Source organism: Pontibacter sp. YIM B11418, from assembly GCF_059278805.1.
Genome location: NZ_JCAEMH010000006.1, coordinates 276,395 through 302,764 on the forward strand (window position 1 = coordinate 276,395; position 26,370 = coordinate 302,764).

Annotated in this window: 21 protein-coding genes; 7 read left to right on the forward strand and 14 right to left on the reverse strand. The window is 51.6% G+C overall.

Translation table 11 applies throughout. The features are described 5' to 3' along the window. Positions 1-20 precede the first annotated feature (20 nt). The 11 genes from AC4QZR_RS16225 to AC4QZR_RS16275 all read right to left on the reverse strand — a co-directional run bounded on the left by AC4QZR_RS16225 (position 21) and on the right by AC4QZR_RS16275 (position 14,490). Complete coding sequence (locus AC4QZR_RS16225; RefSeq protein ID WP_494481860.1) at positions 21-1,556, reverse strand: lipopolysaccharide biosynthesis protein; 1,536 nt, start codon at positions 1,554-1,556, stop codon at positions 21-23. A 104-nt stretch (positions 1,557-1,660) separates the two neighbouring features. Next, a complete protein-coding gene (locus AC4QZR_RS16230; RefSeq protein ID WP_494481861.1) occupies positions 1,661-4,033 on the reverse strand; it encodes a GumC family protein in 2,373 nt (790 codons plus the stop codon). Positions 4,034-4,038: 5 nt separating this feature from the next. Next, positions 4,039-4,737 (reverse strand): polysaccharide biosynthesis/export family protein, encoded by a 699-nt coding sequence (locus AC4QZR_RS16235; protein ID WP_253405467.1) that lies wholly within the window; start codon positions 4,735-4,737, stop codon positions 4,039-4,041. Between the two features lie 552 nt (positions 4,738-5,289). After that, positions 5,290-5,502: a hypothetical protein gene (locus AC4QZR_RS16240; protein ID WP_253405469.1), complete on the reverse strand. Its 213-nt coding sequence runs from the start codon at positions 5,500-5,502 to the stop codon at positions 5,290-5,292. Between the two features lie 172 nt (positions 5,503-5,674). Beyond that, positions 5,675-6,991: a sensor histidine kinase gene (locus tag AC4QZR_RS16245; protein WP_494481862.1), complete on the reverse strand. Its 1,317-nt coding sequence runs from the start codon at positions 6,989-6,991 to the stop codon at positions 5,675-5,677. Beyond that, positions 6,975-8,354, reverse strand: a complete 1,380-nt coding sequence (locus AC4QZR_RS16250) for a sigma-54-dependent transcriptional regulator (RefSeq protein WP_494481863.1) — start codon at positions 8,352-8,354, stop codon at positions 6,975-6,977. Before AC4QZR_RS16250 ends, AC4QZR_RS16245 begins: the two co-directional genes overlap by 17 nt. Positions 8,355-8,408: 54 nt before the next feature. Next, positions 8,409-9,587 (reverse strand): ABC transporter permease, encoded by a 1,179-nt coding sequence (locus AC4QZR_RS16255; protein ID WP_494481864.1) that lies wholly within the window; start codon positions 9,585-9,587, stop codon positions 8,409-8,411. Next, positions 9,584-10,825, reverse strand: coding sequence for an ABC transporter permease (locus tag AC4QZR_RS16260; protein WP_494481865.1), 1,242 nt, complete (start codon positions 10,823-10,825; stop codon positions 9,584-9,586). The genes AC4QZR_RS16255 and AC4QZR_RS16260 overlap by 4 nt, the downstream gene beginning before the upstream one ends. 2 nt (positions 10,826-10,827) lie before the next feature. Then, on the reverse strand, positions 10,828-11,532 hold the full coding sequence (locus tag AC4QZR_RS16265) for an ABC transporter ATP-binding protein (protein WP_494481866.1): 705 nt from the start codon (positions 11,530-11,532) through the stop codon (positions 10,828-10,830). Between the two features lie 151 nt (positions 11,533-11,683). Further along, positions 11,684-13,144, reverse strand: a complete 1,461-nt coding sequence (locus AC4QZR_RS16270; protein WP_494481867.1) for a TolC family protein — start codon at positions 13,142-13,144, stop codon at positions 11,684-11,686. Positions 13,145-13,245: 101 nt separating this feature from the next. Next, on the reverse strand, positions 13,246-14,490 hold the full coding sequence (locus tag AC4QZR_RS16275) for an efflux RND transporter periplasmic adaptor subunit (RefSeq protein WP_494481868.1): 1,245 nt from the start codon (positions 14,488-14,490) through the stop codon (positions 13,246-13,248). A 263-nt stretch (positions 14,491-14,753) separates the two neighbouring features. On the opposite strand from AC4QZR_RS16275, the gene AC4QZR_RS16280 reads away from it, so the two are divergent. The 6 genes from AC4QZR_RS16280 to rluF all read left to right on the forward strand — a co-directional run bounded on the left by AC4QZR_RS16280 (position 14,754) and on the right by rluF (position 22,031). Continuing rightward, positions 14,754-15,734, forward strand: a complete 981-nt coding sequence (locus AC4QZR_RS16280; RefSeq protein ID WP_494481869.1) for a hypothetical protein — start codon at positions 14,754-14,756, stop codon at positions 15,732-15,734. Positions 15,735-15,818: 84 nt separating this feature from the next. Next, positions 15,819-16,958, forward strand: a complete 1,140-nt coding sequence (locus AC4QZR_RS16285) for an OmpA family protein (protein WP_494481870.1) — start codon at positions 15,819-15,821, stop codon at positions 16,956-16,958. Between the two features lie 160 nt (positions 16,959-17,118). Continuing rightward, positions 17,119-18,897 (forward strand): aminopeptidase P family protein, encoded by a 1,779-nt coding sequence (locus tag AC4QZR_RS16290; protein ID WP_494481871.1) that lies wholly within the window; start codon positions 17,119-17,121, stop codon positions 18,895-18,897. A 120-nt stretch (positions 18,898-19,017) separates the two neighbouring features. Next, entirely contained in the window at positions 19,018-19,947 is a 930-nt protein-coding gene (ctlX, locus tag AC4QZR_RS16295; RefSeq protein ID WP_494481872.1) for a citrulline utilization hydrolase CtlX, read from the forward strand. A gap of 74 nt (positions 19,948-20,021) precedes the next feature. Then, positions 20,022-20,933, forward strand: a complete 912-nt coding sequence (locus AC4QZR_RS16300) for an AEC family transporter (protein ID WP_494481873.1) — start codon at positions 20,022-20,024, stop codon at positions 20,931-20,933. Positions 20,934-21,020: 87 nt separating this feature from the next. Beyond that, positions 21,021-22,031, forward strand: coding sequence for a 23S rRNA pseudouridine(2604) synthase RluF (gene rluF, locus AC4QZR_RS16305; RefSeq protein ID WP_494481874.1), 1,011 nt, complete (start codon positions 21,021-21,023; stop codon positions 22,029-22,031). A 171-nt stretch (positions 22,032-22,202) separates the two neighbouring features. Here the strand turns inward: rluF and AC4QZR_RS16310 are convergent, their stop codons facing one another. From AC4QZR_RS16310 to hemN, 3 genes are all read right to left on the reverse strand, one after another. After that, on the reverse strand, positions 22,203-22,862 hold the full coding sequence (locus AC4QZR_RS16310) for a hypothetical protein (protein ID WP_494481875.1): 660 nt from the start codon (positions 22,860-22,862) through the stop codon (positions 22,203-22,205). A gap of 59 nt (positions 22,863-22,921) precedes the next feature. Then, positions 22,922-23,464, reverse strand: a complete 543-nt coding sequence (locus AC4QZR_RS16315; protein ID WP_494481876.1) for a CopD family protein — start codon at positions 23,462-23,464, stop codon at positions 22,922-22,924. 130 nt (positions 23,465-23,594) lie between these two features. After that, positions 23,595-24,965, reverse strand: a complete 1,371-nt coding sequence (hemN, locus tag AC4QZR_RS16320; protein WP_253405510.1) for an oxygen-independent coproporphyrinogen III oxidase — start codon at positions 24,963-24,965, stop codon at positions 23,595-23,597. Positions 24,966-25,119: 154 nt separating this feature from the next. Between hemN and AC4QZR_RS16325 the strand changes: the two genes are divergently transcribed. Next, positions 25,120-26,301: an alanine racemase gene (locus AC4QZR_RS16325; protein WP_494481877.1), complete on the forward strand. Its 1,182-nt coding sequence runs from the start codon at positions 25,120-25,122 to the stop codon at positions 26,299-26,301. The last annotated feature ends 69 nt before the right edge of the window (positions 26,302-26,370 follow it).

The following is a 26,370-nucleotide window of genomic DNA, read 5'->3' on the forward strand; positions in this document are numbered from 1 at the left end:
TTGTTGTGTGTATACCCTGTTTATACCTGCTCAGTTTCTTTTGTCAGGCTCTTTCTATACCGCATTAGCATACGGCCAGAGTAGGAGCTTGGGTTATCCTGCACCCCCAGTTTGGAAAAGATCATATGCAGCTGCTCCTTAAGTGCACTGTGCGGGAAGAGCAGGATCATAGCCAGAAATATAAAGCCGCCCACAATCATCTGTGAGATCAGGATCACCAGGTGTGGCAGTTCCATGTTACGCAGCAGGGTGCTCACCAGGTATACGACCATAGCTACCACAGCTCCGTTCATGATACCGGGCAGGTATACGCGTAGCTGCTTCCAGTAGGAGAGATACAGGATCTTTTTCATCAGGGTCTGGTACATGCCGATGCGAACCAGCTCACTGATCAGTAGCGCAAAGCCGAAGCCTACCAGGCCATAGTCGCGGAGCAGGAAAAACAGGCCACTGATCACTACAATCAGCGTGATGGTGATGACGATCTTCCAGTTAAGTACAGCCTTGGCGTCGCATACGATACCGGCAAACATGGTGACAAAGCTCAGCGGTATGGCCAGGCTGAGCACCTGCAGCACAGGTATAGCCTCCAACCATTGGTCGCCCAGCACCACGCGCACAATTTCCGGTGCGGCCACCATAATGCCCAGGCAGACAGGTATAATGAGAGTCGCCAGCAGGGTAGTGCTGGATAGGTATACCCTGGCCAGCTTCTCAGTTTCAGTTTGTAATTTGCTGAATGAAGGAAAGACCACCCGTGACACCGTGCGCGTCAGGTTATACATGGGCAGGTTCACCAGCATAAAGGCCCGGTTGTAGATACCCAGTTTGTACGCGCCGAACACCCGGCCTATCAGCAACGTGGCCAGCTCGGTATAGATGAACTCAAAAAAGCTGATGACGGACATTTTGCTGCCATATGCCAGTAGCGCCCGGTACGCTTCCCAGCGCACGACTGGCAGCACATTGTGACGTGCCATGGCATGAGCGCCTATCGCCACCAGTGCCTGCTGCACCAGCGAGGCGTACACCAAACTCCACACCCCAAAATCCAGCCAGGCCAGCAGTATACCTACGCCCAGGTATGAGATCACGTAAGAGGCCGTCTCTACAATGCTCAGCTCCTTGAAGCGCATGTTACGCTGCAACAGGCTGGTAGCCGTGGCAGAAATGCCCCCAACCACAAAGGCCAGCGACATGACGCGCACAATCGGCACTACTTCAGGCATGTCGAAAATAAGGGTGGCATAAGGCGCCAGCACCCAGGCCAGTACGGTAAATATGGCTCCGAGCAGGGCGGAGGAGGTAAAGGCTGCCCGAATGTTTTCAGAAGTGAGCTCTTCTTTCTGGATGATGGCCTGGTTGAGGCCCAGATTGGCGAAATAGTAACCGAATCGCAGGATAACGGCCGAAAGGGCTACCAGACCAAAGGCCTCGGGAGCAAGCAGACGGGCCATAGCGGAGGTATAGCCAATCTGCATCACGGCGTTGGCGATGGTGCCCGCCGAGCTCCATTTCAACCCGCTAACCGCCTTCGAAGCTAAATTTTTACTCATGTATAGGTTCAGGTAATCGTGCTTCGCTTGAAAAAAGGTGCTGTGGGAATCTGCATCCTACAGCACCTTTCTAATCAAGCGCGCATTTAATTCTTGCTCTGGCGCTACGCGTAGTAGTAGCTGCCCTTTTTCTTGTATCCGTACTCGTAGGTATTGTTGTAGTTCAGGTCGTTAATCACCATGTAGATGTTCTTCAGCTTGCGGGCTGCGTACAGGTCGTTCACCTGGGTCAGCATGTCCTTGCTGGTGTATTTGTGTTTCACCACATACAGGTTTACGTCCATGTGCTTCATCAGGATAAAGTACTCGGCCACGAACCCTATCGGCGGTGTATCGATTACCACATACTCGTACTGCTCCTTCAGTTTGGCGATCAGCTCGGCCATGCGCTTGTGTTCCAGTAACTTAATGGCGTTGTCAGGTATAGGGCCGCACGAAATGATATCCAGGTTCTCGATATCGGTTTTCTGGATCACCTCCTCTAGCGGCAACCCCTGGCTCAGGTATGAGGACAAACCGGCTGCATTGTGCGTGTTGAAATACTTACCAAATGTCGGCTTGCGCATATCCGACTCAATCAGGATAGTACGCTTTCCGGCCATGGCCATCTCGCTGCTTAGGTTAACCGAGGTAAAGGTCTTACCCTCGCCCGATACCGATGAAGTCACGCCCAATACTTTAAAGTTCGTTTCAGACATCAGGTACTGTAGGTTGATGCGGATCGATCGGAACGACTCGGCAATGGCAGAGCGCGGGTTGTTTTTCACTGCCAGCTTATCAGCCTTGGTGCCATGCGCAATCACACCCAGGAAGGGAATGTTGGTTACGTTGTTCAGGTCGTTTTTGCCCTGTATGGTGTTGTCCACGTTGTCCATCAGAACAATAAGCACGGCAGGTATGATCAGACCCAGAATAAGGGCCAGCATAAAGATCATCTTCGGCTTCACGTTCACCGGACCAGAACCCCACATGGCAGCTTTGTCCACTATCTTTTTGTCGGTGGTGTTGGTAGCCAGGGCTATCGCAGCTTCGGCACGCTTCTCGAGCAGGAAGTCATACTTCTTATTCACGAAGTCGGCCTGGTTCTGCAGGTCCATCAGGCGGCGCTCGTGCTCCGGCACTTTCGCTATACCTGTTTCGAGCTGGCCAATGCGCTTGTCGGCGTTGGCAATGGAAATGTCAGTCGAGCGAATCAGGTTTTTGATGTTCGCAATAATGGCATTACGCGTGCTTTTGATCTCACTGTCAATTACCTTAATTCTCGGGTTGTCCGCTGTGGCGCTCACACTGTAAGAAGCGCGCTGCTGGTTCAGACGCGATAACTCGGTGAACAGGTTCGCCAGGTTCGGGTTCTGCACGCCTGCTACTGCAGGAGACACTGCCTGTGTAAAGCTCTCATCATCCTCAATCTGGTCCAGTACCGTCACGTAATACTGCTTCTCGGTGCTTAACTTCGACTTCTCCATTTCCAGCTGCGCGAGTTTCTCGTAGCTAATATTTGACTGCACATCGATGTTGGCAATGCGGTTAGCCGAACGGAAAGACGAAAGCGCCTGCTTGCTCTGGCGGAGCGAGTCGGTCAGGCCGGAGATCTGCTCGTCGATAAACTCGAGCGTTTTCTGACCGTTCATGTTTTTCTCATCCAAGTCACGGGCCACGTAGGTGCTCATCAGTGTGTTCAGGAAAAGCATCTCTTTCTCAGGTATGGTGCCTTTGGTGCTCAGCTCCAGTACCCGCGCCTCGCGCTCAATTGGCTTAATGTGTAGGCTGCCAGCGTACTGGGCTACCAGGCTTTCCAGGCTGTTAAGCACGAAGTAGTGTTTTTTGGCGTCAATCTTGTCGTCAGGATTGGCGCGTTTTATCGTAAAGCTAAAGTTTTTGTCCTTGTACGGCTTGCCGAATTCCAGCACTTTAGTGAAATTCACCTCTGGTACGATTTGCTTTACAGTATGCGTTGTGTAGTCGTACAGGGGAGGGGTTTGGGCTTTCACAGTCAGCTCGTACTCTTTGTCATTGAGCACACGCACCTCCAGCGGAATGTCCACGATCTGGAGGGAACTGGTGTCAAGTTGCACGATGAACGGAGCGTTGTCGTACTGTTCCTCTTTAATAAGGTCCAGGCCGGTGTTCAGCCAGTGGTCGGGCACTTTGTAGTAAGACACCGAAAAGTCGAGCTGCTTTAAGGTACTGCGAATCATGTCGGCTGAGGTCAGAATGCCGATCTCATCCTCCACCTTAATGCCCTTGTTCTGCACATCGAGCAGGTTGAGGAGCTCCTGCGCCTTTTTAGAACCGGTATGCTGATCACCCAAAAGGAGGGTGGATTTAAACGCGTAGACGCGGGTAGAGCTTTTGACATAGACGTAGGCTCCTGCCATGGCTACCATCACAAAAGCCAGGAACAGATACCATCTGGTCCGGAACTTGAACAGCCAGCTTCTTAAGTCTATTTCGTGCGCTGTGTTTTTTCGTTTCATGGGTACTATTTAAAGTAATTCAGGATAACTGCCGCCGTAGAGATAACACCCAGGGCTATGGTAATCACATTAAGCGACACCAGGTTGTCACGCTTCACCTGCGCAACGGACGGCTCTACGTACAGCACATCGTTAGGCTGCATGAAGTAGTATTTGGATTGTACGATATTCGGGTCTTTCAGGTCGAGAAGTACCACTTCAGATCCACCGGGCGTCTGGCGCACCAGCTTCACGTTCTCGCGAGCTGCACTGCGTGTCAGGTCGCCCGCCATACCCAGCGCATCGAAGAGTGTCGCGCGCTCGTTGTACACAAAGTACTGGCCGGGGCGGTTTACTTCACCCAGTACGCTTACCCTGAAGTTGATGAGCTTTACCACTACGGTCGCATTGGTAATGTAGCGGTCCACGTTGCGCTGAATCAGTTCCTGCGTCTGTTGCAGGGTTAGGCCCGATACCTTTACTTTGCCCACGTTAGGGAGGTTCACATTACCTTCATCGTCTACAGAATAGCCGCTCAGGAACATAGTGCCAGGGTCGGCAAAGCCGAAGGCGCTGGAGGGAGGCACAATGTTGTAAATATTAGAAATTTCAGGTTCAAGACTCTGCACCTTAATAGAGAGCACGTCGGCAGGCTGTAGCTGGTAAGGCTTATAGGTGGTCTGCATGGGCGTAGCCACTGTCTCTTTCAGGTTGTCATTTTGCATGTATACAAGCTCTTTTTTGCTTAGGCACGAGGTCGCGCTTATTATTAGGAGCAGGAGGTATACGACTCTTCTCATGTGTTTTGTATAAGGGTGTTGTGAATGATGATACTCGTACGTTTATTTTGATTTTATGATAATGGGTACGCATGCCTTTTGTGTTTCGGCATGAAGTACCCAAAAAATTGTATCAGCCATATATACTATAGGAGCCACAAAAAGATGCTTGTTTTCAAAAATATTATGTGAATTTAATGTTGGCAGTCAGGGTTTTTAATTGCAAGTTTCTTTAAATCAGAATGTTGCTATTTTTCGAGATCGGTAATTATTAACACAGGATAACACTGTATTTGCACAACGTGTATATTCGTACATAAATGATTTGTTGGAATAATTATATAATTTATATTGAGACAGGAGTTGTCGTGGTAGTAGGGGAAGGTAAGACGGCTGCTGTTATAAAAAGGGACTGCCATAAAACAGAGCCACCTTCCCCATGCGTCTGGCACGAAGAAGGTGGCTCACTTACTGATAGTAAGGTATATCGTATACTAATTATTCAATCCATTTGGTGCGGCGCTGTTTGGCACGGGGCGCGGGCATCTGGCTCTGTTTCAGTTTATCGGATGCCTTGCGTATCAGCTGTTGCGAGAATCCGTCAGCGTGCTCAATAATTCCACCTTTCAGCTTCCAGCCTTGCGGAAATAATACGGCAACCTCTGTTGCCAGCGTCTCGAGAGTAGGGGCTACTATAATATTGTATTCCATCTTAATGTGTAAATAAACAAACGGTAGAACCAATATAGGGGGTAATAACATAGGTTGTATGCGCGCGGTTACGAAATTTAGTAAATGAGGTTACATTCAAAATAAAATTTAGATGATTATTAAAATGATTCAACGAAAGCAGGGGCCTGAGTAGCTTTTTGATGAATTAGTTCTATTTGGTATTTTCTGAGGTTAGGAGAATTTTGAAAGAGGTCAGCCCTTTATTATCAGATTCAAGCGAAAACTGGAATCCGTGGCTCAGTAAGATCTCCCGAATCATGGTTAGGCCGATGCCCTGTCCGGTTTCTTTGGTACTGAAGAAGGGCGTAAAGAGCATGGGGCGCACGTGCTCCGGTATACCTTCGCCGTTGTCGGAAATGGTCAGGCAGAGCGGTTGCTCCTGCAGTTCCACCCAAATGCTGCCATCCGATTTCACGGCTTCCATGGCGTTCTTTAGTATGTTGAGCAGGGCCTGTTCCATCTGCTGCTCGTCCATGGGGAGGCAGAGCGGGGTGGCAGGGAGTTTGAGAAGCAGGCTGATGTGCCGTTGCTCCAACTGGGGCAGCATCAGGCGCTCGAGCCGTTTGAGCAGGGCTTGCACCTGTACCGGCTTTTTAGAAGGAGCGGGGAGGCGCACCACATCGGCAAAATTGGCCATGAAACGGCTCAGGTTCGTGTTCCGGTCAATGGCTACCTGCAGGGCGTAGGTGAAGTCCTCTTGGTGTTCCTCGTCAATCTGCGGAGTATAATACTGCACCGAGTCCAGGATGGAGTTGATGGCGCCGGTCGAGTTATTCACTTCATGCGACATCATCCGGATGACTTTTTCATAAGCCTGGCGCTCGTTTTTGATGATGGCCTCGGTGAGTTCCTCCAGCATAATAAAGGCCCGCTGAAAACCGCGGTCGATGAAGTGCGCCCGGTGTGCCCGGAAGGTACGGATGCCATTGAGGCGGAAGGTATAGGGCTGGCCTGCCTGTACCTGCGTAAGCTCCCGTGCCCAGGTGTTGGGCAGTGCCGCCAGATCGTTGCCCTGCAACGACTGGCCGGACAGGTATAGGAAACGCTCTGCAGCGGGATTTATACTTTCGATGCGGTTGTCGAAGTCGAGCAGGATGATGCCGGCGGGAGAGGCCTGAATGATTTTCTCGAGCAGGAAGTGTTTTTCGGCCTGCGCCACACGTTCCTGCCGCAACTGCTCAATCATGCGGTTGTACACGTCCACCAGTTCGTCCAGTTCCGGCTGCCCTACCTGCACAAACTTGGTCGAAAAGTCTTTGTCGCGAATGGACTCTATACCTGCCCGGATCAGGTTGAGCGGCTTGAAAAAGGCATTGTAAAGATTTATAGTCAGTACGACGGAGATCATTATCAGCACCTCCATACCTATAAACAGCAACTTGTTTTCCTGCAGCAGGAAATAAGCCATAGCCGCCAAAAGGCCATGCATGACAACCGCAAAAAAGATGAACTTAGTCCTGAGCTTCATACGGGATGCCGAACTTTTCGAGGCGACGGTAGAGGGCGGCACGGCTGAGGCCCAGCGCACGGGCTACCTTGCTGATGTTGTTGTGGTAATAGGCCATGGATTTTCGGATCATGGAGGCTTCCATTTCGTCCAGCGTCATGGTGCCGACGGCCGGCAGGGCCTTGTCGCCAGTCTTTACGGGGCCCTGCTGTGCCTGCGCCTGGAAGTCCTCTGCGCTCAGTACTTTGTCTTCGGCTACCAAAACGGTCCGTTCCACCAGGTTTTTTAGCTCCCGAATGTTGCCCGGAAAGGGGAGCTCTTTCAGCCACTGCAGCGCTTTGGGACTCAGTTCCAACTCCGGACGGTGGTAGGTCTTTTTCATGTTCTCCACAAAAAACTGCACCAGCAGCGGAATATCGTCGGGTCGTTCCCGCAGCGAAGGTATACGCACCTTGATCAGGTTGATGCGGTAAAAAAGGTCTTCGCGGAATTTGCCTTCCTCCACCATCTGTTCCAGGTTTCGGTTGGAGGCGCACACCACCCGGATGTCGAGTTTGCGGGAGCGGCTGTCGCCGAGCACTTCGTAGGTGCGGTCCTGCAGCACACGCAGCAGTTTCACCTGGCTGTTCATGTCCAGTTCCCCGATTTCGTCGAGGAAAATGGTGCCTTTGTTAGCCATTTCGAAGCGACCCACCCGGTCGGCTTTGGCATCAGTAAAAGCACCGCGCTTGTGGCCAAACATTTCGCTTTCAAACAGACTGGCAGAAATACCACCCAGGTTCACTTTCACAAATGGCTGGGATTTGCGGAGGCTGTTGCGGTGCACGGCCTCCGCGATCAGTTCTTTGCCGGTACCGCTTTCGCCTTCAATCAGCACGGAGGCGTCGGTTGGCGCAATCTGCCCGATACGCTTCAGGATTTGCAGCAGCTGCGGGTCCTGTCCCACAATGTTGCTGAAATCGTATTGCTGGTCGAGCTTTTTGCGGGTGAGCGCTTCGTCTTTAACCGGAGCCTGTTGCGATAGACTGAGCGCCGTGCGCACCGCCTGCAGCAGGTAGTCGTTGCTCCAGGGTTTGGTGATAAAGTCCGCTGCTCCCAGGCGCATCCCCTCCACCGCCAGGCTGATAGAGCCCCAGCCAGTGATCAGGATGACGGGCAGTTGGGGCATCAGTTGTTTAAACGTTCCCAGCAGCTGAAGCCCATCCTGGCCAGAGGTCTCGATGGAGAAATTCATGTCCATGATCACGAGTTGCAAGGCCTGCTGCTGCGCCATTTCCAGCGCCTCCTTCGGAGAGGCTGCTTCTTTTGTCTTGAAACCGTGTTGCTTGAGCAAAATGCTCAACGAAGCGCGAACGGCCACATCGTCGTCTATTATCAGGATCATGCTCAGCGTGCTGTTTGTCTGCTCTAAATTAAGTTTTTTGTCAATTATATTTTATTATTCTTCGTGCAATGCCATGGCTGGATGTATGGCTGCGGCCTGCCGGCTGGGGTAGAAGGCGCAGCCAATGGCTAAGAGATAAATAAGCCCTATCGCTATACCTAGCGCGATGAAGTAGACTACAGACTCGACCTCAAACACCTGCAGCAGCGGAAACTGGATGGCAAATGCCACGCCCAGCACCAGGCCAAAAGTAGCCAAAACCAGCACCTCGCCAATAAATTGCCGGTATACCTGGCTTGAAGCAGCGCCTACTGCCCTGCGCAGGCCAATTTCACTATTGCGGCGACTGATGTTGTACCAGAGCACTCCGAACAAGCCTAGCGCCACGTTTAAAATCAGGAATCCGCAGATAATGGTCAGGGCTACCATCGGGACTTTGGCCACCTTGGCTTTATTCTGGCGCATTTTTTCCAGGGTAGCTACTTCTATGGTCCAGCCCTTGCCTATACCTGAAAGCTCTTTCACCATTTTCTCCTCAAACTCCACGCCCATACCCGGTTTTACCTTTATCAGGAGTTCCCCATAAAAGTCTTTTTCATCTCTGGGCAGATGGATACGGTTAAAAAAACCTGGTTCTTCGGCCGTATACTCACTGCTTGGCCGGTAATGCTCCACCACACCTACCACCTGGTAGTTGGAAGAGTCATTCCGATGCAACAATTTACCCAGTGGGTCTTCTCCTTCAAACAGCTGCTGCTGCATTGCCCTGTTTATAACGATAGGGTAGTGGTGGGAGGCATTGTCCTGTTGCCCAAACCAGCGTCCGTGGCTCACCTGCATCCGCATTACTTTATCGAAGTCGTCCTGGACCAGATACTCGTTGGCCATGATCATTTTCTCTCCATAAGAAAGTTGATTATTCATCTGGCTAAAGGCAAAAGGGGCGTTGCTGTTGGTCAGCGCCATGCTCTCAATTTCCTGAAAGCCCTTAGCACGCTGCAGTATCTGCTCCTGGGTTTGCCGATTTAGAGCCGTCGAGTCAGTATCGGGGCGCATGGTTAGCAGCCAGACGTTTTCGTGTTCAAAACCCAGCGGTTTGTTGTAGTTGCGCACATTGTACACAATTAGGCTCAGCACTGCGAACAGCACCAGGAAACAAAAGAAAATCTCAGTTATGAGCAGAAAGTTGCTTCTCTTCCTGTTCCAGATTAGTTTAAACAGATGGCGTATCATTTGGAGCCTCCTTTCAGTGCCTCAACGGCTTTTAAGCGTGACATTTTATAGGCAGGGTACACACCGGAAATCAATCCGAAAATCAAACTCAGTAACAGCCCCCAGGCGAACACCCGCAGATTCAGTCCCAGATTGGCATACACAATCACGCCGCTGTCGTTTATGAGCTTCAGCACCGCCGCCGAAAGCGCAAAACCAAGTATACCGCCCAATAGTGTCAGGAAGACGTTCTCGACTATAAACTGCCCGATGATGGTGGATGAGGTGGCCCCAAAGGCTTTGCGAACCCCGATCTCGGAGGAGCGCTCCATGATACGGCTGATGTTGATGCTGACCAGGTTGATGGCAGGTAACAGCATGAACAGGAATGTCAAACCAGCTAGAATTGTGTAAAGTACCGCCAGACCGGGCTCTCTTCCTCTTCCCAGGAAGGTCCGGGCAAAAGCCTCCAGAATCGTGTCAGGGAAGGAGGAAAGTTTGGTGCCCTTCACTGCATGCTGATCTTCTAGCTTCTGAAGCATAGCAGCATACTCATCCTTTATCTTAGGAACATCATCAGGGCTGTGCGCTTTAATAGTGGCAAAGTATAACCCCCTAAACCCAGGTTTGTTGAAGTCCTGGCTTCTGAGGGTGATGGGCACCCAAACATCAGCGTATGAGTTTACGCGCAGCACGGGCACATCTTTTACAACACCCACTACTTTGTATTTAACCTGGTCTACTTCTATGGTTTTACCGACGGCCTCACCTTCACCAAAATACTGGTTCCGGGTGTTCTCATTGATGACGGCCACACGGCTGGCGCCTGCTACTTCCTGCTGTCCGAAGGGGCCTCCTTCCAGGAACTCAAACTCCAGGATGTCCCAGAACTCCCGGTCGGTGTACTTGATATCCAGGGCAAGTTTGCGGTTGTTGATGTAGCTGTTCACCTGGAAGAACATGGAGTTTACAGACACTTGTTCAGGCGTCTGCAGGGTGCGCACGTTGCGGTCCAGGAAGTGGTAGCTCGGTGGGCCACTGCTTGAGTAGCCCTCGGAATGCTCTTCGCGCATCATATTGACGAACAAAAGCTTATCCATGTCGCGCTCCGGTATCTGTGGCCCAAACGTGTGATCAAAGAGGGAAGTGGCCACCATCAGTACCATTAGGGTGAAGCTGATGCCGAAGAGGCTGATGAAGGTGAAGAACTTGCGCCGCAAGAGCACCTTCCAGGCTATTTTGAGGTAATTTTTCAGCATGGCTATACCTTTTGATAGTCGAAAGAAGCGGTTTTGGCATCGGACACCTGCTGGCCATCGAAGAAGCGGATGAGTCGCTCGGTCTTCTGGGCCATGTTCTCGTCGTGCGTCACCATCACAATCGTGGTGCCGTCGTGGCGGTTGAGGTTGAGCAGGATGTTCATGATTTCCTCTCCCATCACGGAGTCGAGGTTACCGGTCGGTTCGTCGGCCAGGATGATCTCAGGCTGACCAATCAGTGCACGGGCAATGGCCACGCGCTGGCGCTGTCCGCCGGAAAGCTGGGTAGGGTAGTGCTTGGTGCGGGCGCTGAGGCCTACTTTTTCCAGGGCAGTGAGCGCCAGGCGGCGGGTTTCTGCAGCAGACACGTTGGTGCGGTATAGCAGCGGAAGCTCCACGTTATCGAGCACGCTCAGGTCGTTGATCAGGTGATAGCTTTGGAACACAAACCCAAGTTTCTGGTTGCGGATGTGCGCCAGTTCTTTGTCTTTATACCTGCTGATAGGTAGGCCGTCAATCTCCACAATGCCATTGGTTGGCTCGTCGAGCAGGCCCATGATATTGAGTAGCGTGGACTTGCCGCAGCCCGAAGGGCCCATCACCGACACGAATTCCCCTTTCGGGATGTGCAGGTTAACGTTGTGCAGCGCTACCGTCTCAATGGTCTTGGTCTGGTAAACTTTTTCGATGTTCTTTAATGTGATCATAGTTTTATACCTTGGCTTCTAATGTCAATGAAATTGTTGAATTGCTGCATGGTTAAATTGTTGGTGCACGATTCGGACAGGTCGCTGTACATTTTTAAATTCCCCAACTTTTCCTTCATACCTATATTTAATCACACATTCACTAAATCACTCATTCGCTCATTTCTATCACCTGCTGTTGTTCAAAATCGTAAAGCGTCAACAATCGCAGGGTATAGTGTGCGGTCCAGAATTCGCTGAGTGAGGCGATGTGGGCGCGGCGGGCCTGGTCTTTTTCTGCGAGCGCGATGTTGAGGTCGGTAATGCTGATGCGGCCAATCAGGAAGGTGTTACGGGCAATTTCGTAACGCTCTTCTGCAATGGCATCGGCTTCGTCGGTGGTGGCGATGCGGGCCTTCAGGGTGTTGTACTGGTTCACTTGTGTGAGCACCGCTTGCTCGAAGTTGGCATCTTCCTGGTCCACGGTATACTGTACCAGCTGTTTGTTCAGCTCTGCTACTTTATAAATAGAGCGCTGCCGCCCCCAGTCCATGATCGGCATGCTGAAACCAATGCGGGCTCGCTGCTGGTTTTCGGGACTTGTATAGATGTCAGTGAAGGAGGCGCCACGGTTGGTGAGGCCAAAGGTGGCAAACAGACTGGCATTGAAGCCATTGTCGCCATGGGCTTTGGCCATCAGTGCTTCGGCCTCCAGCAGTCTTCTGCTAAAGTTGATGCTTTCTTTCCGGTTCTTGCGGGCTTCGGCAAGCGCTACCTCGGCAAGTACGGTTGTGGCAGGTATACCTTCAGGCGTTATCAGCTCCAGTTGATCTGTCTCTTTCATGCCGATGTAGGTTTTAAGGGCAAGCGCTGCGGTCTGCTGATCGAGGGCCGCCTGTGCCATGGCCAGTTCGGCGTTCAATACCGCCAAGCGTAGTTGCAACAGGTCGTTTTTTGAAAGGCGACCAAGCTTGTACTTCTCCTGCGCGATCTGGTATAGCGTATCGTTGCTCGACTGGTTCTGGCTCGCGATGCGCTGGTTTGTCTGGGCAAGCAGCAGGTCAAAGTATAGTCTGGTCGCGTTCACGGCTATGTTTTCGCGCTCTTCCAGGTATACCTTCTGTGACTCCTGGTAACGGAGCGGCTCTATCTTTTTAGCCCAGGACAACTGGTTATAAGCAAACAGGGGTTGCTCTATACCTATAATCGCCGGGTTGCCGTTATAGCGGGTCTGATCCCGGTCAAAATCGTCGAAGCGCTGCATTAGCGACGTAACAAACACCCGGCCACCGGTCGGACTCACCACCTGGCTCAGACTCAGCCCCAACTCGGAGTTGTTGATCGATACTGGTTTGAAGTCGATGGTGCCGTCGGGCTGCGTAACGGGCGTAATCGTGCGGCTGAAATCGGGGAGGGTACCGGTGAGGCTGAGCTGCGGCTTGTAGTCGGACTTGAAGCTGCGCCACTGCCAGTAGCTGTTCTCGCGGCTGGTCTCTGCCTGCCTTGCTGTTGCTGACTGCTCCTGCGCCAGGGCAATCACTTCCTGCAGACGCAAAGTGCGCATAGCAGGCTGTGCTATACCTGGCAGACAGGGCAGCAGCATCACAAACAGCAAACAGTAAAGTTTTTTCATAATTTTAGTTACGTATTCCGACTTCCTTCTTGAATAAGGATTAGTAGATAAAAGGGAAAGAACTTTTCCTTCTTAACTCCCCAACTCTCAAACTTCTAAATTTACCTCACTTTCACTTTGTCGAGGTGCTGGTATTCGGTCAGGTCAGAGATCACCACTTGTTCGCCGGCTTGCACGCCGCTTTCCAGCTCCAAGAATTCTACATTGCTCACTCCGATCTTCGCATCTCTTCTGATCAGTTCACCGTCGCGCAGCACGTATACCTGGGGTTTGCTGGCCGTTCTGAAGTAAGGGCCGTTCTTCACGCGCAGCGTGTTCGGTTTGGCAACAGTGTGCACATACACATCCACGCGCAGACTTGGCCGCAGCTGCTGGTGTGCTTTTTCTTCGAGGGCGACAAAAAAGGTGACGATGCCATTTTCGATGGTTGGTTTGATAGAGGCAATACTGCCTGTGAGGTTAGTGTCGTTAATGCGGACAGTTACGCTGCTTCCAACGCTGATCTGGCTGGCGAAGGCATCAGAAATAGTAGCCTGCACGCGGTAGCTGCTCAGGTTAGCAAGCCGGGCAATGATGTCGCCGGCGTTTACGTTGCTGCCGATCTCGTTTTTCACCCAGGTAATCACGCCCGGCTGTGTGGCACGCACTTCTGCCTGTTCCATTTTGCGCTGCAGTTCCTCGATCGAGCGGCTCTGCATGGCCAGGGTATAGCGCAGTTCCTGTTCGTCGGCTTTTAAAAGCTGGCGCTCTGTTACGATTTCACGCTCTATCTGCGCCAGTTCCTGCTGCGCGATGCGGAGGTTGAGTTCTGCCTGCTTCACGCTTTCCTGTGTTCCGCCGCCAATTTTGAGGAGGTATTGTTCATCTTCAAGCTGAGCCTGCAGGCTTTTCACCCTCATGCGCTTTATTTCCAGCTGCGATGCCAGGGCATTTAATTTTTTTTCGAGGTTGAGGTTGAGCTGCACTGTTTTGTGGCGGCTTTGTTCCTGCTCGTCTTTGAGTTTGTCGTAGGCCAGCTGGGTATAGGCTCTGTCGAGCAGCAGGATCTGGTCGCCGGGCTGCACCTGCTCGCCCGTGTTGTGCACCACCTGCTCGATACGTGCCTGGATGGGGCTGGTGATCACCTGCTCGTGCTCCGGAACTACTGTGCCCGAAGCCGTGATGGTAGCCACAACCGGCCCTTCCTCCACTAGTGCAGTTCTGAGTTCTGACCTGGCAATGCTGGGTGTAATCAGGCTTCTGAATCCGAGGATAGCAACTGCGACCAAGGCAGCGGCTATACCTATTTGCCAAATGCGCTTCCGCTTCCGGGCTTGTCTGGTGCTGGCTGATAATTCACGATCCATTGTCTGAAGTTGGGTTTTGCTCGTGAGGGTATAGCCAATTTAGATGCCAATAATGTATATTGTTGATTTATAGCTAGTTAAAGTATAAATAATTGGTTTTAACCTCATTATACCTGTTCAATAATGAACAGTTTGTTCGCTTTTGTGAGGGCAGTATGGAGAGGAGATGATTTAAATATAGTATTCTGTTGATTTTTATTAGTTTTAGGTGTGGGTAGATGTGAAGCTACCTTCGATGCAACAGAAAATCCTTCCCAGAAAATATGAAAACAAACTATGTGCTATACCTTGTAGCGATGCTCTTGATGGCTTGCAACGAACAGCCGGTGCAGGAACTTGCTACTGCTTCAACGTCAGAAGCAACACCATCAACTGAAACTACTGCAGAGCTCACGGACGAGCAAATGGAAGCCATGCGGCAAAAGTGTGAGGCCTATTATGCTTCGCTGAATGTGCACGATTCGGTGCGGGTAGCATACCTTGACAGGATTCTGGCAGACAACCAAAGCAAGCTCACCGCCAACAATCGTCGGTTTCTGACACAGCTTAAGCAGGAGTTTACCAAAAGCAATCCCAGGCAGCCTAGCCTGACCATTGAACAGGTGCTGTTCCCGGTTTTCAAGATTCCGAACCAGCCATTGGGCATCATTGGGCAGCCAGTGCCGGACATGGACAGACCTAACGAGTTTACAGATGTTTCAGCAGAAGCTGCGTTGCTGCAGAAATGGGTTGGGCCTGACTGGGCAAACAGCGCTGGAACACGCTTGGTGCACTATCCTGAGCTACTTGAATCTGTTTATCCTGCCGGCAAACCCCAGGTATACCTGTACACCACAAATACAGCCCGAACATCCCAAATAAAGGAGCTGGGACATTACTCAAACGAATGTTCTGAATACTATCACTATACCTTTGATGAGCAGGTATTGCAAAGTGGGGATGAAGTGCTTTTTGCCAGCCGCCTGCCGCTCGACCTGGCCTTTGAAAACAATCAGGCTTTTGATACCTGGTTCAAGTCTAATTTGATCCCAGACTGCGCCGATTGTCCCAGCAGTCACGACCAAGCTAAATCCATCGCTAAACTGACAGGCACCGAAAATCTCTATTTTATGTATGCAGATGCCTTTCCGGATAACCAAGAGTTGCATACCCCGCTTCGGGCTCTAATTGCAAAAGGCGAGAATGGGAAGTGGCTATACCTATGGTACAGCGATATCGATAATTTCGGTTGCAGCTGTTTGTAGTTGCGATTTTAGCTCAACTATAAATAGAATAGCAGCTTATCGTTTGCGTTATACCTTCCGCCATTCATCCCCGTAAAAACTGAAATGAAAGCAACGCTGCTATACCTACTTCTCAGCCTATACCTGAGTCAGGCTCTGGCGCAGAATCTGGTCCGGAACCCCGGACTTGAGCAGTTGAAAGGGGGCGTTATCGGATTTAAAGGTGTAAGCGGCACCCCTGATATTGCCTCTGTGGAAGGAAAAGTAATGCAGTTCCCGCCTTACTTCAATGCCTATCAATCCAACACCCCCTCCAGGCAGCTTGCCACGATTGAATTCGGGGAAGTTTGCCTGTGTCAGTGGTTTAGTTTTGAGGCAAGTGAGCTGACGCAGGTGGAATTGTCGAAGCCGCTTCGGAAAAACCAGGAGTATGTGGTGTCGCTTTATACCATTCGGGCCTCTGTCATTGAGCCGCCCATCAGCGAGGTGACAGTACATTTTAGAAGCAGACCTCTGGCAGCCATTAAACAGGTATACGGACTCAAAGAGCACCCCTTGACAGCAGCCGTTATACCGTATATCTCCCTCCAAACTGCCACCGGAGCGCCATTGGACTCCCGCACATCCTGGGAAAGAGTAAGCGGCACCTACAAAGCCACAGGCGGTGAGCGCTACCTGCTGATCGGTAATTTTCTGGGAGCCAATGCTGCCGCGCTGGGTGTCATGAATCCGGATACCGTTGAGAGCGATGAGGAACCTAAAAGCGGCAAGGCCAAAGGCACCTATTATTGCTACGACAACTTCGGCGTGGTGCCCAAGGCGGCGGCTGACAAGGAAGCGTCTGCTGAATCGGATGCCGCGCTACCACTGGCGTCGACAGCTGATGCGCCCATCGCCATCGGCAGTACCCTTACGCTGGGCGATGTAAACTTTGCTACCGCAGAGCATACCATCAAAGCAGTGGCTTTCCCGCTGCTCGATTCACTGGCTGCTTTCTTGACGAAGCAGGCGCAGGCGGGCGTTCTGATTGTAGGGCATACCGATGATGTGGGGGATGAAGCAGACAACTTGGCTCTTTCTGAGCGGAGGGCAGCCGCTGTAGCAGCGTACCTGCAGGAAAAAGGTATAGCAGCCAACCGCATTTCGGCCAATGGCTTAGGGGAGTCTTCTCCGAAATTAGATAACTTCACCCAGGAAAACAGGGCCCTAAACAGGCGGGTGGAAATCGAGATTTTCCAGAAGTAAATGCACCAGCTTTTTAATCAGGTATAGCTGCGCTTTGTCTAATCGATATTTCCCGTTCAGGCAAAAATTAACCAGCCGATAAACCAGTAATCAGAGCCAGAAACTGCGCATTTCTCCCCATCTTTCCTTAATTTGCCTCTTTCACTAAGCCATACAAACTATGAGTTATAAAGAGAGACTGGCCGCTATACGCCAGCAAATGAAAGAGCAGGGATTAAGCGCCTACATCATTCCTTCCGCAGACCCGCACATCAGCGAGTACCTGCCCGACCGCTACAAATGCATTTACTTCGCTTCGGGCTTCACGGGCTCGGCAGGCACGCTTGTTATCACCCAGGACTTTGCCGGTCTCTGGACCGATGCCCGCTATTTTGAGCAGGCAAGCGAGCAACTGGCAAGCAGCGGTTTTGAACTGGTGAAACTGCAGGTACAGCACGCACCCGAGTACATTGGCTGGCTGGCCGACCGCCTGAATCAGGGCGAAGTAGTAGGGTACGATGCGAAGCTGATTTCAGTGGGACTGGCAGAACTGCTGGAGCAGGAACTGGCACCGCTAGGTATAGCAATGGCCTCTGACCATGATTTGCTGGATCCGATCTGGGAAGGCCGTCCGGAGTTGCCAACTGCCGCCGCCTACCTGATAGGAGAGGAGACAAGCGGACAATCCACCACTTCCAAACTGGAAGACTTGCGCAAGTCCCTCAAAAAACAAAGAGCTGATTATCACCTGATTTCTTCCCTTGACGACATGGCCTGGCTCTTCAACATGCGCGGCGCCGATGTGAAGTGCAATCCTGTCGTTCTCAGTTTTGCACTGATCAGTCAGGAGAACACGGTGCTGTTCATTGACCAGGCAAAACTGAACGAAACTGACAAGAAAAAGCTGATGGCCGACGGCGTAGAGCTGCAGCCATACGAAATGGTAGAGCGTTTGCTGGCCGAACTGCCTGCTGGTTCGTCTATCCTGATCGACCCGAAACGCAATTGCTATGCGCTGTATAAGCAACTTCCATCTGGCACGCGCGTGATTCAGAACACGAACCCGACAACCTTTTTCAAGGCTGTTAAAAATGAAGTGGAGGTAGAAAACACCCGCAAAACGATGGTAAAAGACGGCGTGGCTTTGACGCGGTTCTTTAAGTGGCTGGAAGAAAACCTGGGCAAAGAGACCATTACCGAAATGTCCGTGGCAGATACTTTGCGTGACTTCCGGGCCGGGCAGGAGGGCTTCATTGGCGAGAGTTTTGATACCATTGCCGGCTACAAAGCGCACGGTGCCCTGCCTCACTACAAAGCCACACCAGAGAGCGATGTTGAACTCAATGCCGACGGTCTGTTCCTGCTCGATTCTGGCGGACAATATACTACCGGTACCACCGACATCACCCGCGTGGTTTCACTCGGCAACCTGACCGAAGAAGAAAAGACTGACTATACCCTGGTGCTGAAAGGCATGATCGACGGCGCCACTGCCCGTTTCCCGAAAGGCACCCGCGGCTACCAGATCGACGCCATCACCCGCAAACCGCTCTGGGACCACTTCCGCAACTACGGCCACGGCACCGGGCACGGCGTTGGTTTTGCCCTGAACGTACACGAAGGTCCACATGTGTTCAACCCATCGCCCACACCAGTAGATATTGAACTGGGCATGATCACATCAGTAGAGCCCGGCCTGTACCGCCCAAATCAATACGGCATCCGCATCGAAAACCTGGTGCTAACTATATCGGACGAGTCGAACGCCTTTGGCGAATTCTATACCTTTGAGCACCTCACCCTGGCTCTGATCGACACCGCTCTGGTGAAGAAAAAACTGCTTGATGAACGCCAGATCAAGTGGCTCAACAACTACAACCAACTGGTAGTAGAAAAGCTCGGCCCGCACCTGAACGAGGAGGAGCTGAACTGGCTTAAGGAAAAGGCTAAGGCTGTTTAGTTGTTGATTGCTAATTATTGAAAACAAAACCGGCTATACCTCCAACAGGTACAGCCGGTTTTTTTAAGCTTTTCCAATCCTCCATTTTCTCTGGTATATTTGTAAAACACCTAAACCACCATGAAACAAACCACCCCTACCATTTTAATGATCGAGCCAACGGGCTTTGGGTATAACCCGGAAGCGGCTGCAACCAACAGTTTTCAGCAAGAGTTGCGTGACTTTACGCCCGGTCAGGTGCAGGATATTGCACTACTCGAGTTTAGGAATGCGGTGTCGGAATTACGGAATCTGGGCGTGGAGGTGATCACCATGCGTGACCCTCAGAATGCGGGCACGCCTGACTCTGTGTTTCCAAACAACTGGTTCTCCACGCATGCCGAGGGGCATTTGGTGACCTACCCGATGGCATCGCCCAGCAGACGAATCGAACGCCGCGCCGAGGTGATAGAACAGATCAAACATGCCTGTCAGTGTGAGGAACATATAACGCTCGAGTTTTTTGAAGAGCAGGAAACGCCGGTATACCTGGAAGGAACGGGAAGCATGGTACTAGATAGGGTCAACAAGATAGCCTATGCCGCTGTATCGCCGCGCACGAATGAGGATGTATTGCGGCAGTTTTGCGATAAGCTGGGCTACAAGGCAGTCACATTCGAAGCTTATGGTTCGGCAGGAGAGTTGATCTACCACACCAACGTGATGATGTGCGTGGGCGATACCTATGCTGTAGTGGCGCTGGATACGGTAGCAGAGCAGGACCGCGAAATGCTTCAAACTATTCTGACTGAAAACGGGAAAGAAATCATCGAAATCAGCAAAGAGCAGACGTACCAGCACTTTGCCGGCAACATGCTGCAGGTCGAAAACCAGCAGGGTGAGCGAATAATGGTGATGTCGAAGGCCGCTTATGAAAGTCTGACGCCCCAGCAACTAGAGCGCATGCAGGCCCACAATGAACATATCCTATACCTGCCCATCCACATGATCGAAAAAGCCGGGGGAGGTAGCATCCGGTGCATGATCGCGGAGCTGTTCAGGAAACAGTAATTTTTCCGCTTCGCTATACCTGATACCTGCCGCCGTATACCTAGCTTTGCGGTTTCATTTATACAGGAGCCTGCATGAGCAGTATCATCTTACTTTTTCTTTGCCTGATTGTGGGGGTGCTGCTGCGGCGGGTACCGGCTTTCCCGAGCACGTCGCCGGTGGTGCTCAACCAGTTCATCATCTATATTTCGCTGCCTGCGCTGGCGCTCTATGCTATACCTGAGGTAGAACTTAACAGTACGGTGCTGCTGCCGGTGGGCGTGGCCTGGATCTGCTTTGGGGCGGCTGCGTTGTTTTTCTATACCTTAGGCCGCATCTACGGCTGGTCCAAAAAGCTGATCGGCTGCCTGATCCTCACCGCCGGTCTGGGCAATACTTCCTTTGTTGGTTTCCCGATCATCGAAGCACTTTATGGGAAGCAGGGTTTGCAAACAGCCATCCTCGTTGATTTGCCCGGCACTTTTGTGGTGGTCTCTACGCTAGGTATAGCCCTGGCTGCCTACTTTTCCAAAGGACAACCGGATTTTAAAGCCATCGGCCTTAAGATTCTCACTTTCCCGCCATTCATCGTATTTATCATTGCTTTCGCCATGAACGTGGCCAATCTGCATTTTTCAGCTGATCTGAAAGAAGTATTCAACCGATTGGGCAGCACTGTGACGCCGCTGGCGCTTGTGAGTGTGGGCATGCAGCTGCGTATCGAACGCAAGAGCAAGCACTGGCGATTTCTGTTTTTGGGCCTTGCTTTTCAGCTGATTCTGGCGCCGCTGCTGATTTATGTGCTCTATGCACTGGTGCTCGGTATGCGCGGTCCGGTGGTACAGGTGAGCATTCTTGAAGCAGGTATGGCACCCATGATCACTGCCTCCATCGTGGCCATTTCTTACGGACTCAAACCCCGGCTGGCTTCCATGATGGTGGGCTTTGGTATACCGCTCTCTTTTATCACGCTGGCCATTTGGTACATGCTGGTGCAGGGGCTATAGGTATAAGAGGTTAGCTATTCCTGAAGATTTCTCGTTATTTTACAGGTATAAATACTGGCCCGGGCTATACCTGGGCCTATTCAGATTATGACACAAAACACAACCGAGGGCATCCGCCTGAATAAATTCATCAGCGACGCCGGCATCTGCTCGCGCCGCGAAGCCGATAAACTGATTGAGCAAGGGAGGGTGCTGGTGAATGGCAAATTGCCTGAGGTCGGTGCCAGGATTAAAGGCAAAGACAAAATACAGCTAGACGGCAAGACGCTACAATGGAACCAGGTGGCACCCGTATACCTGGCGCTCAACAAACCGGCTGGCATCGAAACCACTACCGATCTTTCGCAGCGCGACAACATCATCCGATTCGTCAATTATCCGGAGCGCATCTTCCCAATCGGCCGTCTCGACAAAGACTCTGAGGGCCTGATTTTCCTGACAAACGACGGCGACATCGTAAACAAAATTCTGCGGGCGGGAAACAAGCACGAGAAAGAGTACATCGTGACGGTAGACAAGCCGATCAACGAAGATTTTGTGCAGCGAATGAGTAGTGGTGTATCGATCCTTGGTGTGAACACGAAGAAGTGCTTTGTAGAGCAGCTGAGTGCAAACAAATTCCGCATAATACTCACCCAGGGGATGAACCGCCAGATCCGTCGCATGACCGAAACGCTTGGTTACGAAGTGCAGACCCTGCAGCGTATCCGCATCATGAACATCACCCTGGCTAAACTTCCGCTCGGCCAATGGCGCGAACTCACTGACGAAGAAATTGCCACAATCCAAAGCCAGGTGGCTGACTCAGCGAAAACGGAAGAAGGGTCAGTGAGCAAAAAAAAGGCAGCAACAAATCAAACATCATCTTCACAACCAGCTCGAAAGAAGCCAACTTCCAGCAACCGACCGGCCCGCAAAGAGGGTGGTGCAGGCAAGAAAAGCGGTTTCGGAGCTAGTGATGCGAAAGGAGGCAAAGGCCAGCGCGGCGCTTCGAAAGGGCCGGGCGCTAAAAAATCAGGAGGGAAGAGCAGCGCAGGCGCCAGAGGAGCCAGCCGGAACGCCCCGGCAGCCAAAGGCGGCGGACGGAAGAGGCGGTAACTTATACCTGTAGATTAAGAAAGCCGGTGCAGCAGGCAGGTTGATATACCTATACCTGTTGCACCGGCTCTTTGCATTTTATGTCCTGATACCTATCTGCTGTCGGATTAAAAACTACTGCTCGTTCCAGTAGACTAACTTTTGACTTCAGAAGCGACAGCAAAAAGGCACTTACTGATTATCTTCCTCTTCAGTTTCTTCCTCTTCCGGATAAGCGTTCAGCTTGATTTTCTCGATTTGGAGGTAGGTTTTGAATTGATGAATCAGCTTGTCCATTTCCTTTTCCTTCTGCTGCAGAGCGTCTATTTCTTCGTCTGATGTTTGCAGTACGGGGCGCAGACGGTTCAGGCTTTCTTTCATCTGAGCTACAGCGTCTTCTGTGTGGTTGATTACATCCTGGTTTTGCTCGGCGGCCATGGCCAGTTGCAGTTGCCCGATGTACATTTCCAGAAATTCCACCATGTCCCAAGGGTTATTTGGGCGGTTCCAGGTGAAGCCCGTGTTGCAGCGGCGGCACTTGTAGGTATTGCATTTCCAGCCGTACTCGTTTGTGGTCGAACCGGTGCGCTTCAGCATGTCGGCTTTGCTGCACTTGGGGCACTGGGCATTGTCTTCGATGATGTTGAGCAGGCGCTCCCGCTTGTCCATAATGGCTGTGCGGTTGGTGGCATGCGTGAGCAGCTGCGTCTCCAGGTTCTGGCAGGCAGCAGTCAGTTGGGAGTGTTCCGCGCTAAGCTCACCTTCCTCCATCAGCTTGGCTGCACGCTTGCTAAAAAAGCGCGTCAGTTTAATCAGTTCTCTCTCGTTGGGCTTTAGAACGGCTTGTTTCATGGGGTTTCTATTTATTCAAAGTTACGAAATCCGTGGCAAAGCACGAATTGTTGGGCTGATTACCGGGATGCTTTTGCTTCGCGGGTGCGTTTGTAGATGCGGATCGCCAGCATCAGCATAGCCGAAAACAGGAGTAGTCCCACGATGCCCCAAACCATGCTCAACGCGTTTTTGAGGACCACCAGAAAGACGATGGCGATCAGAAAGACTGTGGCCACCTCGTTCCAGATGCGTAGCTGGGTAGAGCTATACCTGATGATGCCGTTTTGCTGCTGTTTGAAAATGCTGTGGCACAGGAAATGGTACACGTACAGGGACACCACAAAAGCCAGTTTCCAGACAAGCCAACCCGGAAAACCGCCACCGTACAGGTGCCACATCGTAATCCCAAAAATCAGGGTGAGCACCGCCGAGGGCCAGGTGATGCCGAACCACAGCCGCTTCTGCATGATGCGGAACTGGTTCTGCAGAATGCTGCGCTCCGGTTCCGGTTTTTCTTCTGCCTCTGCAAAGTATATGAACAGGCGCACAATGTAGAACAGGCCTGCAAACCAGGTAACTACAAAGATGATGTGCAGGGCTTTGATGTATAAAAATGACATAGAGCGTCAGGTTGCTGTTTCGGCAAAGGTACGTAAAAACAAAATTCCGGAGGGGAAGGCCCCATCCGGAATTTTCGGGCGGTTTAAAGTAACAATAAAAGCTTTAAACCATTTCTAAACTAAACTTATCTTAAACAGATTTACTGAAAATCGGTACGGTTAACTTGCTGGCCCACAGACGCGCATCCAGGCACATGGCGATGTTGCGAACGAAAGGCTTACCAGCAGGCAGCACTTGTATGTCGTGGTTGCTGTACTCTACCAAGCCGTCGTCGGCGAGCGGTTGCAGGCGCATAAGGGCATCTACAAAATAAGGAAGTTCTTCAGCAGACCAGCTGGTGTAGTCGCGGCACATCAGGTTTTGGATGTGGGTACGGAGCAGCATGTCCTCGCCGGTCAGTTCGTGACCTTTCAGGATCGGCAGATGACCAGTCAGAACAGCTTCTTCGTAGGCTTCCACTTCTTTGATGTTTTGCATAAAGGCCGTGCCAGTGTCAGAGATGCTGGAGCAGCCCAGTCCGATCAACAATTCGGTATGGCGTGCGGTATAGCCCATGAAATTGCGGTGTAAAGTTCCGTTATCGGCCGCAATGCATAATTCATCTTCTGGCAAAGCGAAATGGTCCATACCTGTTTCGATGTAACCGGCCTCTTCCAGCATGGCTCTGCCAAGTTCGTACAGACCGCGTTTCACTTCCGGTGCCGGCAGGTCAGCCTCAGAATAGCGACGCTGGCCTTTGCTCTTCCAGGGCACGTGTGCGTAGCTATAGAAGGCAATACGCTCCGGACGCAGCTCTTTCACTTTCTCGATCGTCATGCGCACGCTCTCTGCCGTCTGGTGGGGCAGACCGTAAATAATGTCGCCGTTGATAGAGTTATAGCCGATTTCACGGGCAATGTCAAAAATCTCTTTTGTTTTGGCGAAGGTCTGAATACGGTTGATCACGATCTGCACACGCGGGTCGAAATCCTGTATACCTACACTCAGTCTGCGGAAACCCAGATCATAAAGCACCTGCAGCTGCTCGCCATTGGTAGCGTTCGGATGCACCTCGATGCTGAAAGCCGCGTCGGGCGTCACTTCGGTAGGGGCCAGCAATCGCTCCAGCAGGTCTTTTAAGTTGGCCGCACTGAAAAATGTTGGCGTGCCGCCACCCAGGTGCAGCTCCCTGATGCGTGGTTTCTCATCAAAAAGTGCCAGATACTGCTCCCATTCCTTCAGCAGGGTTTCCAGGTAGGGCGACTCTACTGCGTGGTTTTTGGTGATGCGCTTGTTACAGCCGCAGTACGTACACAGCTGCTCGCAAAAAGGGAGGTGCAGGTATAAACTGATCCCTTCTTTTTTATTGGTAGCACGAAAAGCCTGCTGCACATGGCTCATCCAACGCTCTTCGGTCAGGGGCTTTTCGTCCCAGAACGGCACGGTGGGGTAGCTGGTATAACGCGGCGAAGGTACATCGTACTTGGCCAGTAGTTCAGCGGGGGTGACAGCAGTTTTCATAATCGACTCTTCTTTATTCTATACCGAAGCAGACATCTGCTCCATTACGTTTACAAAGGTCGGGCACACAGGCTGCCGAAGAAATGACATTTGTCAGTCAGCGCGTTTTTTCTGAAATTTAGGGCAGGGCAAAGGGGTGATTTTTGTCATAAAAATGATTTTCCTGTTACAGGATCAGGTGCTATACCTGCCACGCAACTGCCCGCTATACCTGTTAAGCCAAATTACTATGCTCGACCATATTACCCAAACCACGCTCTTACTCGACGAAGAAAAATGCCGCCAGAACATTGCCATGATGGCTGAAAAGGCAGCCCGCAACAACATCCGGCTGCGGCCGCATTTCAAAACGCACCAGTCGGTGCAGGTCGGGGAGTGGTTCCGGGAAGCTGGTACAACGGGCATCACAGTGTCTTCGCTCAAAATGGCGCGCTATTTTGCCTCTCATGGCTGGACTGATATACTGGTGGCTATACCTGTGAACATCCGGGAGATAGCGTTGGTGAATGAACTGGCTGCTAAAGTGCAGTTGCATCTGGTGGCCGTGAACATCGAAACGGTGCAGGCGCTGGCAGAACATTTACAACACCCGGTTAACCTCTGGCTCAAGATCGATACCGGCTACCACCGCACGGGCATCCTGCCGCACAGTCACGACGAACTCGACGAGATAGTAACACTGGTGGAGCAAAGCGACTTGCTGCATTTTACAGGCGTGCTCGCCCACGACGGCCATACCTACAAACAAACCGATGCCGATGCCATTCGCACCATCCACCACACCACTGTTTTCCTCCTGAACCTGGTCCGCGACAGGTATAAGACCCGTTTCCCGGCGCTGAAGGTATCGATAGGAGACACGCCTTCGTGTAGTATTTTGCAGCATTTCAGCGGGGTAGACGAGATCAGGCCGGGCAATTATGTTTTTTACGACCTCACTCAGCAGCACATTGGCTCCTGCAGTTTTAGCCAGATAGCAGTGTGCATGGCTTGTCCAGTCATCGCCAAACATCCGGAGCGTAACGAGATCATCGTGCATGGCGGTAGCGTGCATTTCTCTAAAGACAGCCTGGCCACGGCAGATGGTTCGCTGATCTATGGGCGTGTGGTGGAATTGTCTGAGAACGGCTGGTCAGAGCCCCTGGAAGGTATAGAGGTGGTGTCGCTTTCGCAGGAGCACGGCACGCTGCGCGCTAGCAAAGCACTCTTCGACAGGTATAAGATCGGTGATCTGGTAGGTATATTACCGGTGCACTCCTGCCTCACCGCCGATGTGATGGGAAGTTATACCACACTGGACGGCAAACGACTTGAGCATCTGTCAGGTATAGGGTAAGTATAAGTTAGCTTAATGATGGCTATACCTGTAGTCGGTGCCTGACGGAATTTAGCTAAAAGCACAGGC